The sequence below is a fragment of the Methylorubrum zatmanii genome (genome assembly GCF_014845115.1).
Lineage (GTDB): Bacteria > Pseudomonadota > Alphaproteobacteria > Rhizobiales > Beijerinckiaceae > Methylobacterium > Methylobacterium zatmanii.
Genome location: NZ_NKUI01000053.1, coordinates 59,855 through 74,672, shown reverse-complemented (window position 1 = coordinate 74,672; position 14,818 = coordinate 59,855). Strand labels below are relative to the sequence as shown.

Sequence of the window (14,818 nt, the reverse complement as noted above, 5' to 3'; positions counted from 1 at the left end):
CCGCCGCCGATGCCGATCAGCGTGACCCCGGCGGCGAACAGCCGGGCGGAGGCCAGGGGGGCGGCGAAGACCACCGCCGAGAAGGCGGCGATGCCGATCACCGATCCGGCGGCGGCCACCCGGTAGGGATCGCCGCCGCGGTTGAGCCAGCGCGCCGCCGCGATCAGCCCGAGCCCGCCACCGGCCGCGAGCATGGCGGTGAGCGCCGTGGTCTGGGCGACGGTGAGCCCGAGGATCTCGCCGCCATAGGGTTCGAGCAGGATGTCCTGCATCGAGAAGCCGGCGGTGCCGAGGGCGATGGCGGCGAGGCGGCGGCGGGCGGTGCCCTCCCCGGCATAGCCGTGCCAGGATTGCGCGAAGGTCAGCCGCGGCTCGGCCCGGTTCGTGCGGGACGGGTCGCGCGGCTCCTGCTTCCACAGGGCGAGGCCGTTGAGCAGGATGGTGATCAGAGCCGCCCCCTGGATCACCTGGATCAGGCGGACCGCCGAGAAATGCGCCAGGGCGAGGCCGAACAGCAGGGCGCTGCCCATCATGCCCGCGAGCAGCATGGCGCAGAGCAGGGCTACGACCTTCGGCCGGGCATGGGCGGGAGCGAGGTCGGTGGCGAGGGCGAGCCCGACGGTCTGCGTGGTGTGGAGCCCGGCGCCGACGAGGAGGAAGGCGAGCGCCGCCGCCACATGGCCGACCCAGAGCGGCCCGGTGGTATCGCCCGACAGGATCAGCAGGGCGAAGGGCATGATCGCCAGCCCGCCGAATTGCAGCAGCGTGCCGAACCAGATGTAGGGCACGCGCCGCCAGCCGAGCACCGAACGGTGCGTGTCCGAGCGGAACCCGATCAACGCCCGCAGCGGCGCGAACAGCAGCGGCAGCGACAGCATCACCGCGACGATCCAGGCCGGCACCGACAATTCGACGATCATCACCCGGTTGAGCGTGCCGATGAGCAGCACCGCGGCCATGCCGACGGTGACCTGGAACAGCGACAGCCGCATCAGCCGGCCGAGCGGCAGCTCCGTCGTCGCCGCGTCGGCGAAGGGGAGGATCGCCGGGCCGAGGCGCAGGAGCGTCCGGGTGATGGCGAGGCCGGTCTTCATGGGAGCCGCCCGCCTTCGTTCCCGTCCTCGACCCTCATCCTGAGGTGCCGCAGCTCAGGCTGAGGGCGAGGGTGGGAGGAGGCGACTTTGGAGAGTTCGAACGCGTTCGAGAGATAGAACCCGCTGTTCACCCGCCGTGTCCGCCCGACGGCGAAGCGTTTCAGCGCCGATTCCCGGGCGATGCGTCGCCGCAACCCGCCTTCCGTCACCGGCACGATGGCGGGTGCCCGGTCGGCCTTGGGAAACAGCTTGCCGGCGGCGTGCATCAGCGTCAGCAGCGCCGTGCGCGGGGCGACGGTGAAGAGCAGGCTGGCATCGGTGCGCAGCGAGAGTTCGGCCAGCGCCCGCACGATGTCCGGCGCTTGGTAGTGGATCAGCGAATCCATCGCGACGATGTGGTCGAAGCGGCCAAGCCAGGGATCGAGCATGTCGCCGACCCGGAACTCGACCGAGCCGGGGCCGGAAATGGCCGGCAGGCGCTCGCGGGCGAGGCCGATCAGCGTCGGCGAGACATCGATCGCCACCACTTCCGCCCCCCTGCGGGCGGCCTCGACCGCGAGCGCCCCGGTGCCGCAGCCGGCATCGAGCAGGCGCTTTCCGGTGAGATCCTCCGGCATCCAGTCGAGCAGGGTGGCGCGCATGGTGTCGCGCCCGGCCCGCACCGTGGCGCGGATCTTCGAGACCGGCGCGTCGGAGGTCAGCCGCGACCACGCCTCGACCGCGGTGCGGTCGAAATAGGTCTCAAGCTGCGAGCGGCGCGTGAGGTAGGGGGTGCTCATCGGTCGAAGCCCGCCATCAATCGAAGCCGAGGAATTCGAACAGGTCGCGGTCCTTCATCGGCGCGGCCTCGCAGGGATCGGCGCCGGCCCAGAGCGTCTCGGCGAGCCGCATGTACTCGTCGGTGACGGCCTTCAGCTCCGGCGACGGGTCCATCTCGAACAGCGTCGATTTCTTGAGCCGCGAGCGGCGCACCACGTCGAGATCGGGGAAGTGCGCGAGGCGGCGCAGGCCCACCGCCGCGTTGAAACGGTCGATCTCGTCGGTCTTGGCCGAGCGGTTGGCGATGACGCCGCCCAGCCGCACGCCGTAATTCTTCGCCTTGGAATGGATCGCCGCGACGATCCGGTTCATCGCGAAGATCGAGTCGAAATCGTTGGCGGTGACGATCAGCGCCCGGTCGGCATGCTGGAGCGGCGAGGCGAAGCCGCCGCAGACCACGTCGCCGAGCACGTCGAACACCACCACGTCGGTGTCTTCGAGCAGGTGGTGCTCCTTCAGGAGCTTCACCGTCTGGCCGACGACGTAGCCGCCGCAGCCGGTCCCGGCCGGGGGGCCGCCGGCCTCGACGCATTTCACGCCGTTATAGCCCTCGACTACGAAATCCTCCGGGCGCAGCTCCTCCGAATGGAAGTTCACGGATTCGAGGGCGTCGATCACCGTCGGCGCGAGGCGCTTGGTCAGGGTGAAGGTCGAATCGTGCTTCGGGTCGCAGCCGATCTGGAGGACGCGCTTGCCGAGCTTCGAGAAGGCGACCGAGAGGTTCGACGAGGTGGTCGACTTGCCGATGCCGCCCTTGCCGTAGACCGCGAACACCTTGGCCGTCTCGATCCGGTCGGCGGGGTCGAGCGCCACTTGGAGGCTGCCCTCCTCGCGACGCACGGGCACAGGGTTTCGGATGGCGATGTTCATGCCGCGACTCCTGCGGTGATGCCGGTCGTGACGCCTTCGAGCCGGTCCTCCAGCTCCTCCTCGGCGCGGTCGAGCGCGTCGCGCGTCGCCGCGTCGGGGGTCCAGAAGCCGCGGCGATGCGCCTCGATCAGGCGGCTCGCGACCTTGGCGCAGGCGGTGGGGTTGAGCGAGGCCATGCGGTCGCGCATGGCCTCGTCGAGCACGAAGGTCTCGGTGATGCGCTCATAGATCCAGGGTTGCACCGCGCCCGCCGTCGCCGACCAGCCGACGGTGTTGGTCAGCGTCGCCTCGATCTGACGCACGCCCTCGTAACCGTGGCCGAGCAGGCCCTCGTACCATTTCGGGTTGAGCATGCGGGTGCGGGTTTCGAGCGCCACCTGCTCGTCGAGGGAGCGGACGCGCCCCTCCCCTCGAGTCTGGTCGCTGATGTAGATCGGAACGCTCGCGCCCTTGGCACGGGCCACCGCCCGGCCCATGCCGCCGAGGCCGTCGAAGTAGTGATCGACGGAGGTGACGCCGAGTTCGACCGAATCGAGGTTCTGATAGGCGAGATCGACCCTGGCCAGCACCGCCTGCATCAGGTCGCGCCGGGGCTCGGGCCGGCCGGTGCGGCCGTAGGCGAAGCTCTTGCGGCGGGAGAACGTCTCGCACAGCTCGTCCTCGTCGTCCCAGCGGCCGGATTCGACGAGGTGATTGACGTTGGCGCCGTAGGCGCCTTCCGCGTTGGAGAAGACGCGCAGGGCCGCCGTCTCGATGTCGCAGCCCTGCTCGGCCTGGATCGTCAGGGCGTGCTTGCGCACGAAGTTCAGCTCCGGCGGCTCGTCGGCGGTGGCGGCGAGAAAGCTCGCTTCCGCCAGAAGTTTGGTCTGGAGCGGCAGCAGATCGCGGAAGATCCCGGACAGGGTGACCACCACGTCGATGCGCGGGCGGCCGAGGGTGGCGAGCGGGATCAGCTCCGCTCCGGCGAGGCGGCCATAGCCGTCGAAGCGCGGCGCCGCGCCGATCAGCGCCAGGGCCTGGGCGATGGGCCCGCCCTCGCTCTTCAGGTTATCGGTGCCCCACAGTACCAGGGCAACGCTCTCCGGCAGCGGCTTGCCCTCGACGGCGTGCCGTTCGAGCACCCGCGCCACCTGCCGCGCGCCGTCGGCGCAGGCGAAGGCCGAGGGCAGGCGGTAGGGATCGAAACCGTGCAGGTTGCGCCCGGTCGGCAGGATGCCGGGATTGCGCAGGAGGTCGCCGCCCGCCACCGGCGCGATGAAGCGTCCGTCGAGGGCCCGTAGCAGGGCCGGGATCTCGTGGTCGCGGGTGAGTTCGCGGTCGATCCGCGCGAGGTCGGCGAAGGCGGCGCGGTGAGTCTCGTCGGCGGGAAGGCCGGCGGCGGCCAGCGCCTCGTTGAAGGCGGCGCCCTCCACCAGCCGCTCGATCCCGGCGCGGACGGGTTTGAGGCCGTGCGAGGCATCCGCCAGGGCGAGCAGCAGGTCGATGCGCTCGTCCCGCGACATCCCCTCGCCGACGACGTGCAGGCCGTGAGGGATCAGCGTCTGCTCCAGTTCCGTGAGCGCGACGGCGAGCGCCGCGACCTGCGGGCCGGAATCGCCTTCCCAAGCCGGTTCGGCCGGCACCAGATCCACGGCGGCCCCCTGCGCCTGGATGATCGCGCCGAGCGCCGCCCGCTCGGCGACCGCCTCCGGCTCCAGGGCGCGCCAGCGCTCGATCGAGGCCTTGAGGTCGGACAATCCGCGATAGAGCCCGGCGGCGGCGAGGCTGGGCGTCAGGTAGCTCACGAGCGTCGCGGCGGAGCGCCGCTTGGCCAAGGTGCCTTCGGACGGGTTGTTGGCGGCGTAGAGGTAGACGTTGGGCAGATCGCCGATCAGCCGCTCCGGCCAGCAGGCCGCCGAGAGCCCGGTCTGCTTGCCGGGCATGAATTCGAGCGCCCCATGCGTGCCGAAATGCAGCACCGCATCGGCGCGGAAGTCGTCCTTCAGCCAGCGATAGAAGGCGCAGAAGGCGTGGGTCGGGGCGAAGCCCTGCTCGAACAGCAGCCGCATCGGATCGCCCTCGTAGCCGAAGGCGGGCTGCACCCCGACGAAGACCGAGCCGAACTGCGCCCCCAGCACGAAGATCTCGGCGCCGTTGCTCTGGTGGCGGCCGGGGGCCGGGCCCCATTGCGCCTCGATCTCGGCGAGATGGGGCTCGCGGCGGACATGGGTCTCCGCAGCGATGCGGGCATGGACGTTCGCCGGGGTTCCGAGCCGAGCGGCATTGCCGCCGAGGATCCGCTCGCGCAGGGCGTCGACGCTCTCGGGGATCTCGACAACGTAGCCCTCGGCGGCGAGGCCGCGCAGGGTGTGGAGCAGCGAGGCGTAGACCGAGAGGAAGGCGGCCGAGCCGGTGGCGCCGGCATTGGGCGGGAAGTTGAACAGGACGATGCCGAGCTTGCGCTCCGCCTTCGGTTTGCGGCGCAGGGCGACGAGCCGGGCGACGCGGGCGGCGAGGCGTTCGGCCCGCTCCGGGTTCACCCGCATGTCGCGGGCATTGCCGGGACCGGAGGCGGAGGAACGGCCGCCGAACACCATCGGCGCGGTGGCGCCATCGAGTTCGGGGATCGCGACCATCATGGTCGCCTCCACCGGGGACAGGCCGCGATCCCCGGATTCCCATTGTTCGAGGGTCTGGAATTCGAGGGCGTGAGCGGCGAGGTAGGGCACGTCGAGCCGCGCCAGCAGGGCCTCGGCCGCCGCCGCATCGTTGTAGGCCGGGCCGCCGACGAGGGAGAACCCGGTGAGCGAGATCAGTGCGTCGATCGCCGGCCGCCCGCCCGCCATGAAGAAGGCTTCCACCGCCGGGCGGTTGTCGAGCCCGCTGGCGAAGGCGGGGACGACGGAGAGGCCCTGTGCTTCCAGGGCGGCGATGACGCCGTCGTAATGCGCGGTGTTGCCGGCCAGCACGTAGGAGCGCATCAGCAGCAGGCCGACCCGGCCCTTCGCCCCCGGCACGGTCGGCAGGGTGGCGCGATCCTCACCGATCCGGCCCGCGAGGCGCGGGTGATAGAGGCCGGTCTCGGGGTAATGCTGCGGCGCCGGCGCGGTGGCGATGTCGCGCCATGCGGCGCGGGGGCCGGCGGCGTAGCGTTGGACGAGGAAGCGCACGAGGCCCGCCACGTTCTCGTCGGAGCCGGCCAGCCAATATTGCAGAGTGAGGAAATAGGCCCGCACATCCTGGGCCGAGCCGGGGATGAAGCGCAGGATCTTCGGGAGTTTCCGCACCAGCGCCATCTGCCGCGCGGCGTTGCCCTCCGCCCCCGGCTTGCCGCGCAGGCGCTTCAGGAAATCGAGGGCCGAACGCTTGGCGCCGCTCATGTCGAAGCGGTTGAGCTTGGTCGTGCGCACGATCTCGGCGGCCGAGAGACAGCCGACCATGGCATCGCAGCTCTCGCGCCGGGCCAGCAGCGCCGGCAGGATCGCTCGCACATGCTCGTCGAGGAACAGCATGGCCGAGACGACGATGTCGGCCTGGGCGATCTCCGCCTCGCAGGCCTGGAAGGCGCCGCGATCCGTCTCCCATTCGGCGGCAGCGTGGAAGCTCAGCGAGAGGCCGGGCATCTCGGTGGCGAGCCGCAGCCGCGCCCGTTCCACCGCGCTCGCCAAATGGTTGTCGAGCGTGACGATGACGATGCGGATGCCGGGCCTATCGGCTGAAATGCGCCTTGGCATCGTACAATGTCTCGAGGGTGATGAGCGGAAGCCGCCGCTCGCGGGCGTAGCGTTCGGCGTTGGCGCGCGCTTTGCCGCGCACGAAAAACGGGATCTTCTTCAACTCCTTCTCGGCATCGGGGGCCCAGGACGCGGTCTGGATCGCCGCTTCGCCCTCGATGCGGATCGGTGCAGGCGCCGGGGCGAGGGGAGAAGCCGCCGGCGCCCGTCCCACGGCGTGCGTGCCATCGCTCGGCCGATGGCCGAGATGCGAGGGGGCGGCGCCATCGTGGAATTCGGGATCGTCGCGGAACATCCCGAGGAGATGTTCCTCCAGCCCCATCATCAGGGGATGGACCAGGGTATCGAACAGGACGTTGGCCCCCTCGAAGCCCATCTGCGGCGAGTGCCGGGCCGGAAAGTCCTGAACATGAACCGGGGCGGAGATCACCGCGCAGGGGATGCCGAGGCGCTTGGCGACATGGCGCTCCATCTGGGTGCCGAGCACCAGTTCCGGGGCCGCCGCCTGGATCGCCGCCTCGACGTCGAGGTAATCGTCGGTGATCGTCGCCTCGATCCCGTGAAGGGCGGCCTCGGCCCGGACCTCGCGGGCGAATTCGCGGGTGTAGGTGCCGAGCCCCACGAGCCGGAAGCCGATTTCGTGGGCGGCGACGCGGGCGATGGCCAGGGCGTGCGTGGCGTCGCCGAAGACGAAGACGCGTTTGCCGGTGAGATAAGTCGAGTCGACCGAGCGGGAGTACCAGGGCAGCCGCGAGGGTGCGCCGGCCAGAACCGGGGCGGGATCGACGCCGGCCAGGGTGGCCACCGCCTCGACGAAGCGGGTGGTCGCGCCGACGCCGATCGGCACGGTCTCAACGAAGGGCTGGCCGTGCGCCTTCTCCAGAAACTGCGCCGCCGCGCGGGCGATCTCGGGATAGAGCACGATGTTGAAATCGGCCTCGCCGAGTTGGCCCAGATCGGCGGGTGTGGCGCCGGAGGGAGCGACCACGTTCACGGCGATGCCGAGACGGTCGAGGATCGCACGGATCTCGATCAGGTCGTCGCGGTGGCGGAAGCCGAGCGCCGTGGGGCCGAGGAGGTTGCAGGAGCGGCGCCGCCCATCCACCGGCGCGCGCTCGACCGGCGTGCCGCTCAGGGCGCGCACCAGCCGGTAGAAGGTCTCGGAGGCGCCCCAGTTCTCCTTCTTCTGATAGGCCGGCAGTTCCAGCGGAATCACCGGGATCGGCAATCCGAGTGCCTTGGCGAGGCCTCCCGGATCGTCCTGGATCAGTTCCGCCGTGCAGGACGCGCCGACGATCATCGCCTGCGGCCGGAAGCGCTCATAGGCGGCGGCGACCACATCCTTGAACAAAGCGGCAGTGTCGCCGCCGAGATCGCGGGCCTGGAAGGTGGTGTAGGTGACCGGCGGGCGCTTGGCCCGCCGCTCGATCATCGTGAACAGCAGGTCCGCATAGGTGTCCCCCTGCGGCGCGTGCAGCACGTAGTGCAGGCCCTCCATCGCGGTCGCGACCCGCATGGCGCCGATATGCGGCGGTCCCTCATAGGTCCAGACGGTGAGCTGCATCGGGCTACACCTCCAGCCTTGCGCGCCGGTCGAGCGGACGCGCGAAGAGTTCGGCGAGATCCCCCGCCTGCTCGTAGCCCTGGATCGGTGTGAACAGCAGTTCGATCGACCACTTGGTGGTCAGCCCCTCCGCCTCCAGCGGATTGGCGAGGCCGAGCCCGCACACCGTCAGATCCGGCCGCGCGGCGCGGCAGCGGTCGAGCCCGTCGTCGAGGCTCTGGCCATCCACCACCCGAGTGCCGCCGGGAAGCTGCTCGATCTCCGCCGCGAGGTGGGCGCGGTGCAGGTAGGGCGTGCCGACCTCGACCAGCTCGGCTGCCATCTCCCGCGCGAGGAAGCGGGCGAGCGGCACTTCGAGCTGCGAATCGGGGAAGAAGAACACCCGCTTGCCCGCGAGCTTCTCGCGATAGGGCGCCAGCGCCTGCCAGGCGCGCCGGAGGCCGGGCGCCGTCACCGTGTCGAAACGGGCCGGATCGATGCCGAATGCCTCGGCCGCGGCCCGGAGCCAGCCGGTGGTGCCCTCGGCGCCGAGGGGGAACGGGGCCGCCAGGCGGCGGGCCCCGCGCTCTTCGAGGGCGCGGGCGGTGTCCGTCAGGAAGGGCTGGGCCAGGAGGTAGCGCGTGCCGCGCCCGACCGACGGCATCCGCTCCGCGCGCCGCGCCGGCAGGAAACGGGCGCGGATGCCGAGTTCGGCGAAGAGCCGCGCGAATTGATCCTCGACGATATCGGCCAGCGCGCCGACGACGAGGAGGTCGTCGTCGACCTCCATGCCTTCCGGCAAGCCCGGCACCAGAGCGGCGAGGCAGGCATCCTCGCCCTGCGTGAAGGTCGTCTCGATGCCCGAACCCGAATAGTTCAGCACCCGCACCTCCGGCGCGAGGCGTTGGGACAGGCGCAAGGCCGCCCGCGACAGGTCGAGCTTGATCACCTCCGACGGGCAGGAGCCGACGAGGAACAGCAGCCGGATCTCCGGCCGCCGCTCGATCAGCCGGGTGACCACCCGGTCGAGCTCCTCGTTCATGTCGGCGAGGCCGGCGAGGTCGCGCTCGTCGATGATCGCGGTGGCGAAGCGGGGCTCGGCGAAGATCATGACCCCCGCCGCCGACTGGATCAGGTGGGCGCAGGTGCGCGAGCCGACGACGAGGAAGAAGGCGTCCTGGATCTTGCGGTGCAGCCAGACGATGCTGGTGAGCCCGCAGAACACCGCCCGCTGCCCGCGCTCGGGGCGGATCTCGACGTCGCAGGCGGCGGGTTGGGGCGCGTGGGCGTTCACCGGGCGCCCTCCCCGGCCAGCACGACGGGGGCCGGCGCTTCGAGCCGGGCCGCGCGCAGCTTCAACAGGAACTGCCCGGCATTGACGAGGTAGGTCGCGTAGGCTGCCAGCGCGAGGACGAGCAGCCCCTGGGTGCGGAGGAGGCCGAAGCCCAGGGCCGCGAGGTAGGCCGTGTGCAGCGCCAGCACGAGCATGCTGAACACGTCCTCCCAGAAGAAGGCCGGCGCGAACAGGTAGCGGCCGAACACGGCCTTCTCCCAGATCGAGCCGGTCACCATGATCGCGTAGAGGACCAGCGTCTTGACCACGACGGAGGCGTTGGCGGCCTCCGCCCCCTGCCCGGTGGCGAGAGTGTGCAGCACGAGGCCGAGGCTCACGAGGAAGACGGCGAATTGCAGCGGCGCCAGGATGCCCTGCACCAGGGTCCAGGGCGAGGCGTTGCGGCGCCGACGCTCGGCGCTGGTGTAGAGCGGTTGATGCCGGCCCTGGCGTCGACGCATGGCGTCCGCCCTCGCTCGTTTCCGGCCCCGGCGGTGCGGGGCCTCGACTGACTCGAAGCCTAGGCCGACCGCCCGGAAAGTGTCAATCCAGCTTGACGATCATATGAGATGACATCTCGCCAAATTGACACGGTGGGGTATTGCCAACTGGACTATGAGGCGTATCGTAAGTTTCAACGCGTCCATTGCCTGGGTGTGGCTCATGCAGAAAACTGCATGATCACGTGCCCCGCTGCACCCTTGCAGGAGAGGCCCATGGGAGGCTGGCGGCATTTCGGCGAGCGCCTCGGTCCTCCCGCCGTTTCACCGGGATGCGGTGTCCTGGCGGAATCGCCCGTCGCAACGCCGTTCGAATGCGATCCCGACGCGGACGGGATGCGCAACCGCTTGGCGAGCGTGGTCGAGGCGGAGATTCTTCCCCGCCTGATGCTCGCCCATCGCGGCCAGTGCCAGCCCCGCGTTCCGCCCTCCGGCGAGCGGGTCGCGGCGGAGGAAGTCGAGCGTCTCTGCGAGTTGCTTCTCGCCCGCAGCGACACGGACCTCGCCTTCCATCTCCTTCGGTTTCTCGACAAGGGGCTGACGCTCGAAGGCGTGCTCGTCGAGCTGCTCACCCCCGTGGCGCGGCAGCTCGGGCGGCTGTGGGAAGAGGATTCCTGTGACTTCCTCGACATAACGGTCGCCCTCGGGCGGCTGCAGGCGGCGGCCCGCGATCTCTGCGGGCGTTTCGAGGGCGATGCCACCGAGCCTGCGGGGCGCTCGGTCCTGCTCCTCCCCTGCCCCGGCGAGACGCATGTCTTCGGTCTTTCGATCGTGGGGACGATCTTCCGCGAGGCCGGTTGGGATGTGACCAGTGCCGGCTCCGGGGCGGAGGCCGATCCGGTGGAGATGATCCGGTCCGACTGGTTCGATGTCGTCGGCCTGACTTTGTCCTGCGACGTTCTCCTCCCGGCCCTGCCTTCGGTTATCCACGATCTGAGGGCCGCTTCCTGCAACCCAGCGGTCAAAGTGCTTGTCGGCGGCCCCTATTTTGCCAGAAATCCGAACCAAGTGCGCCTTATCGGCGCTGATGCCACAGCCGAGGACGGGCGGCTCGCACCGCTGATCGCTGAAAGCTTGCTTGAAATGCGAGTGCGGGCCTGTTGAAAGGGCGCTTGGCGCCATCACGAAGTGTTGACCTTGAGCAGCTTGGCGAGCCCATCCCCGCGACGTCCTTCCATGGCGTTGCAGCAGGCGGCCGGTCTCCTCGACAGCGAGGCCGCCGGCCTCTTGCTCGCGGCAACCTCCGATCTGTCCCTGGTCGTCGATGAGCAGGGCATCGTCCGCGATACCGCGTCGGCCCGCCCCGATCTCGACGGAGAGGGAATCGAATCCTGGCTGGGGCGGCCCTGGATCGACACGGTGACCGTGGAGAGCCGGCCGAAGATCGACGCGCTCCTGCGCGACGCCTCCTCCGGGGCGATGACCCGCTGGCGCCAGGTGAACCACCCCTCCCCCAGCGGAACGGACCTGCCGATCCGTTATTCGACTCTGCGCCCGCGCAAGGACGGTCCGATCATCGTGGTCGGCCAGGATCTGCGCGCGGTGGCGGCGCTGCAGCGGCGCTTGGCCGAAACCCAGCAGGCCCTGGAGCGGGATTACGACCGGCTGCGCGCCGCCGAGACCCGCTACAAGCTGCTGTTCCAACTCTCGGGCGAGCCGGTGCTCGTGGTCGATGCGGGGACGCGGCGGGTCATCGAGGTCAATCCGGCCGCGATGCGGCTGCTCGGCCGCCCGCAGAAGCGCATCGTCGGCCAGGACGCCGTCGAACTGTTCGATGCGGCGAACCTGCGGGAATTGCAGGGCCTGTTCGCCGGGCTGCGCATCACCGGGCAGGCGTCGGATCTCACGGCCCGACTCGGCGGAGGCCGGGACGCGGTCAAGGTTTCGGCCTCCCTGTTCCGGGGTGAGACGGTCACCTCGGTCCTGGTGCGCCTGTCGCCCCTCGCATCGAGCCGGGACGAGCGGGCAGGCCTCGACGGCAATGCCCTCGCTCTGCTTCAGCGGATGCCGGAGGGCTTCGTCGTCACCGATCCCGCCCGTCGCATCCTCTCGGCCAACACCGCCTTCCTCGCCCTCACCCAGCTCGCCACCGAGGAGCAGGTGCGCGGCCAACCCCTCGACCGCTGGCTCGGCCGCGAGGAGACCGAGACCCTGGCCCTGTTCGCCATGCTGCGCGACCACGGCTCGGTCCGCAATTTCACCACGGTGATGCGCGGCGCCTACGGGTCGCTGGAGGAGGTCGAGGTCGTGGCCGTGTCCGCGATCCAGTCCGAACAGCCCTGCTTCGGCTTCACCGTGCGCGCCACCCCGCGCCGGGCCGCGCCGGTCCATGTCGGGGGGCACGATCTTCCCCGCTCCGTCGAGCAGATGACCGAGCTGGTGGGGCGGGTCTCGATGAAGGCGCTGGTGCGCGAGACCACGGATCTCATCGAAAAGCTGTGCATAGAAGCGGCCCTGCGGATCACCCGCGACAACCGCGCCTCCGCCGCCGAAATGCTGGGGCTCAGCCGCCAGGGGCTCTACGCCAAGATGCGCCGCTACGGCATCGGCGACCTCGACCCGAACGATCCCGAATTGGCTCCATAGACCAGTTTTTGCATTATGCATTATATTACTTAATTGCAGTTGCGTCATCCGCCCTCATTCGGCGGTCGATGTGTAAAGTTTGCTTGACACATGCCGTGCCGAGCCCCTAGCCTCACTTCATGGGCACACCCGCTCCGAGCGCTGTCGTCGAGCTTCTGAAGCCGATCACTTGGTTCGCGCCGATGTGGGCCTTCGGCTGCGGAGTGGTTTCGTCGGGGCAGGCGCTTTCCGGGCAATGGCCGGTGATCGCGGCGGGGGTGTTGCTCGCCGGGCCCCTCGTCTGCGCCACCAGCCAGGCCGCCAACGACTGGTTCGACCGCCATGTCGACGCGATCAACGAGCCGGACAGGCCGATTCCCTCGGGTCGCATCCCCGGCCGCTGGGGGCTCTACCTCGCCGCCGGCTGGACCGTGCTGTCGCTGCTCGTCGCGGCGATGTTGGGGCCGTGGATCCTCGGCGCCGCCCTGTTCGGCCTCGTCCTCGCCTGGATCTATTCCGCGCCGCCGCTGCGGTTGAAGCGCAACGGCTGGTGGGGCAATTCCGCCGTGGCGCTCTGCTACGAGGGATTGCCCTGGTTCACCGGCGCGGCGGTGATGGCGGCGGCGATGCCCGACCGGCGCGTCCTGCTCATCGCCCTGCTCTACTCGGTCGGGGCCCACGGCATCATGACCCTCAACGACTTCAAGTCGGTCGAGGGCGACAGGGCGATGGGCCTGCGCTCCCTGCCGGTGCAACTCGGCTCGGACCGGGCCGCGCGCTTCGCCTGCCTCGTCATGGCCCTGCCGCAGGTGGCGGTGTTCGCGCTGCTCGTCGGCTGGGATCGGCCCTGGCACGCCCTCATCATCGCCGGGTTGCTGCTGTGTCAGCTCGCGCTGATGGCGCATTTCCTCAAGGCTCCCCGCGCCCGTGCCGCTTGGTACAACGGCACCGGCACGACCCTCTACGTGCTCGGCATGCTGGCCGCCGCTTTCGCCCTGCGCTCCCTCGTGCAAGGGCTGGGGCCATGACACACGCGCCCCTCCCCTTCTCCTGGCTGCAGATCGTCCGGCTCGGCCTGGTCCAGACCGCCCTCGGCGCGGTGGTGGTGCTGATAACCTCGACCATCAACCGGGTGATGGTGGTGGAACTGGCGCTGCCGGCCATCGTGCCGGGCGGCCTCGTCGCCCTCCACTACGCGACGCAGGTGCTGCGGCCGCGTTGGGGCTACGGCTCCGATGTCGGCGGGCGGCGCACGCCCTGGATCGTCGGCGGCATGGCCGCGCTCTGCCTCGGCGGCTTCGGCGCCGCCGTTGCGACGGCGCTGGCGGCGAGTCATCTGGCCGCCGGCCTCGCCCTCGCGATCCTCTCCTTCCTCCTCGTCGGCATGGGGGCCGGCGCGGCGGGCACCTCGCTCCTCGTCCTGCTCGCGACCGGCGTCGAGGCCGGTCGCCGGGGCGCGGCGGCGACCATCGTCTGGGTGATGATGATCGCGGGCTTCGCCGTCACCGCGCCTTTGGCGGGCCATTTCCTCGACCCGTTCTCGGGGGCGCGGCTCGTCGCGGTGTCGGGCAGCGTCTCGCTGATCGCCTTCCTCGTGGCCGTGCTCGCCGTCACCGGCATCGAGCCGGCCCGGAGCCGCCGCGCGGCCGCGCTTCCCGAGAAAAAACCGCCGTTCCGCGCCGTGCTGGCGCAGGTGCTGGCCGAGCCGGCGGCGCGGCGCTTCACCCTGTTCATCTTCGTCTCGATGCTCGCCTACAGCGCGCAGGAGCTGATCCTCGAACCCTATGCCGGCCTCGTCTTCGCGATGACGCCGGGAGCGACCACCAAGCTCGCCGGGCTCCAGCATGGCGGCGTGCTCGCCGGGATGCTGTGCGTGGCCGGAATCACTGTCTTCCTCGGCGGCCCGCTGCTCGGCTCGCTGAAACTCTGGACCGCCATCGGCTGCGCGCTCTCGGCCCTGGCGCTCGCGGCCATCGCTTTCGGCGGTCCTGTCGGCCCCGGCTTCCCCCTGCGGGCGGCGGTGGCGGGCCTCGGCTTCGGCAACGGCGTCTACGCGGTGGCGGCCATCGGCTCGATGATGGCTCTGGCCGGGCGCGGCGGCGAGACCGAGCGCGGCACCCGGATGGGCGTCTGGGGCGCGGCCCAGGGCATCGCCTTCGGCGCGGGCGGCTTCCTCGGCACCCTTGCGGTCGATCTCGCCCGCCTGGTCACGGTCGAGCCGGTCTATGCCTATGCGGCGGTGTTCGCGGGCGAGGCTCTCCTGTTCCTCGTCGCCCTGGCGATCAGCCTGGGCGTCGAGCACGCCACCGTCGGAAAGCGGAAAAATCCGCTGACCGAGACGGCCTCCTTCCAGCTCAGCCCCGGCTTCGACGCGAGGTAGC

General features: G+C 70.3%; 11 protein-coding genes. 4 read left to right on the top strand and 7 right to left on the bottom strand.

The genetic code is table 11. The annotated features are described in order from the left end of the window. The 7 genes from MZTS_RS07910 to bchF all read right to left on the bottom strand — a co-directional run. On the bottom strand, positions 1-1,094 hold a 1,094-nt coding region (locus MZTS_RS07910), incomplete at its 3' end, for a BCD family MFS transporter (protein ID WP_192283070.1). Continuing rightward, complete coding sequence (bchM, locus tag MZTS_RS07905) at positions 1,091-1,873, bottom strand: magnesium protoporphyrin IX methyltransferase (protein WP_009864874.1); 783 nt, start codon at positions 1,871-1,873, stop codon at positions 1,091-1,093. The genes MZTS_RS07910 and bchM, both read right to left, overlap by 4 nt. A 16-nt stretch (positions 1,874-1,889) precedes the next feature. Next, the gene (bchL, locus tag MZTS_RS07900; protein WP_192283069.1) at positions 1,890-2,783 is read right to left on the bottom strand and encodes a ferredoxin:protochlorophyllide reductase (ATP-dependent) iron-sulfur ATP-binding protein; all 894 of its coding nucleotides are present in this window, start codon (positions 2,781-2,783) and stop codon (positions 1,890-1,892) included. Continuing rightward, positions 2,780-6,496, bottom strand: a complete 3,717-nt coding sequence (locus MZTS_RS07895) for a magnesium chelatase subunit H (protein ID WP_192283068.1) — start codon at positions 6,494-6,496, stop codon at positions 2,780-2,782. Before MZTS_RS07895 ends, bchL begins: the two co-directional genes overlap by 4 nt. Continuing rightward, positions 6,471-8,060, bottom strand: coding sequence for a ferredoxin:protochlorophyllide reductase (ATP-dependent) subunit B (bchB, locus tag MZTS_RS07890; protein ID WP_192283067.1), 1,590 nt, complete (start codon positions 8,058-8,060; stop codon positions 6,471-6,473). The genes MZTS_RS07895 and bchB overlap by 26 nt, the downstream gene beginning before the upstream one ends. A gap of 4 nt (positions 8,061-8,064) precedes the next feature. Further along, a complete protein-coding gene (locus MZTS_RS07885; RefSeq protein WP_192283066.1) occupies positions 8,065-9,333 on the bottom strand; it encodes a ferredoxin:protochlorophyllide reductase (ATP-dependent) subunit N in 1,269 nt (422 codons plus the stop codon). Further along, positions 9,330-9,833, bottom strand: coding sequence for a 2-vinyl bacteriochlorophyllide hydratase (bchF, locus tag MZTS_RS07880; RefSeq protein ID WP_192283065.1), 504 nt, complete (start codon positions 9,831-9,833; stop codon positions 9,330-9,332). The genes MZTS_RS07885 and bchF overlap by 4 nt, the downstream gene beginning before the upstream one ends. A gap of 255 nt (positions 9,834-10,088) precedes the next feature. Here bchF and MZTS_RS07875 point away from each other — a divergent pair, with 255 nt between their 5' ends. From MZTS_RS07875 to MZTS_RS07860, 4 genes are all read left to right on the top strand, one after another. Beyond that, positions 10,089-10,976: a cobalamin B12-binding domain-containing protein gene (locus MZTS_RS07875; protein ID WP_192283073.1), complete on the top strand. Its 888-nt coding sequence runs from the start codon at positions 10,089-10,091 to the stop codon at positions 10,974-10,976. A 72-nt stretch (positions 10,977-11,048) separates the two neighbouring features. Beyond that, complete coding sequence (gene ppsR / locus MZTS_RS07870; RefSeq protein WP_192283064.1) at positions 11,049-12,458, top strand: transcriptional regulator PpsR; 1,410 nt, start codon at positions 11,049-11,051, stop codon at positions 12,456-12,458. Between the two features lie 119 nt (positions 12,459-12,577). Beyond that, entirely contained in the window at positions 12,578-13,465 is an 888-nt protein-coding gene (gene chlG / locus MZTS_RS07865; RefSeq protein ID WP_192283063.1) for a chlorophyll synthase ChlG, read from the top strand. Then, complete coding sequence (locus MZTS_RS07860; RefSeq protein ID WP_192283062.1) at positions 13,462-14,817, top strand: BCD family MFS transporter; 1,356 nt, start codon at positions 13,462-13,464, stop codon at positions 14,815-14,817. The genes chlG and MZTS_RS07860 overlap by 4 nt, the downstream gene beginning before the upstream one ends. Position 14,818 lies beyond the last annotated feature (1 nt).

Bases quoted from the DNA above. Each gene is read 5' to 3' on its own strand.
- bchM (WP_009864874.1), bottom strand. From the start codon at position 1,873: ATGAGCACCCCCTACCTCACGCGCCGCTCGCAGCTTGAGACCTATTTC.
- bchL (WP_192283069.1), bottom strand. From the start codon at position 2,783: ATGAACATCGCCATCCGAAACCCTGTGCCCGTGCGTCGCGAGGAGGGC.
- MZTS_RS07895 (WP_192283068.1), bottom strand. From the start codon at position 6,496: ATGCCAAGGCGCATTTCAGCCGATAGGCCCGGCATCCGCATCGTCATC.
- bchB (WP_192283067.1), bottom strand. From the start codon at position 8,060: ATGCAGCTCACCGTCTGGACCTATGAGGGACCGCCGCATATCGGCGCC.
- bchF (WP_192283065.1), bottom strand. From the start codon at position 9,833: ATGCGTCGACGCCAGGGCCGGCATCAACCGCTCTACACCAGCGCCGAG.
- MZTS_RS07875 (WP_192283073.1), top strand. From the start codon at position 10,089: ATGGGAGGCTGGCGGCATTTCGGCGAGCGCCTCGGTCCTCCCGCCGTT.
- ppsR (WP_192283064.1), top strand. From the start codon at position 11,049: ATGGCGTTGCAGCAGGCGGCCGGTCTCCTCGACAGCGAGGCCGCCGGC.
- chlG (WP_192283063.1), top strand. From the start codon at position 12,578: ATGGGCACACCCGCTCCGAGCGCTGTCGTCGAGCTTCTGAAGCCGATC.
- MZTS_RS07860 (WP_192283062.1), top strand. From the start codon at position 13,462: ATGACACACGCGCCCCTCCCCTTCTCCTGGCTGCAGATCGTCCGGCTC.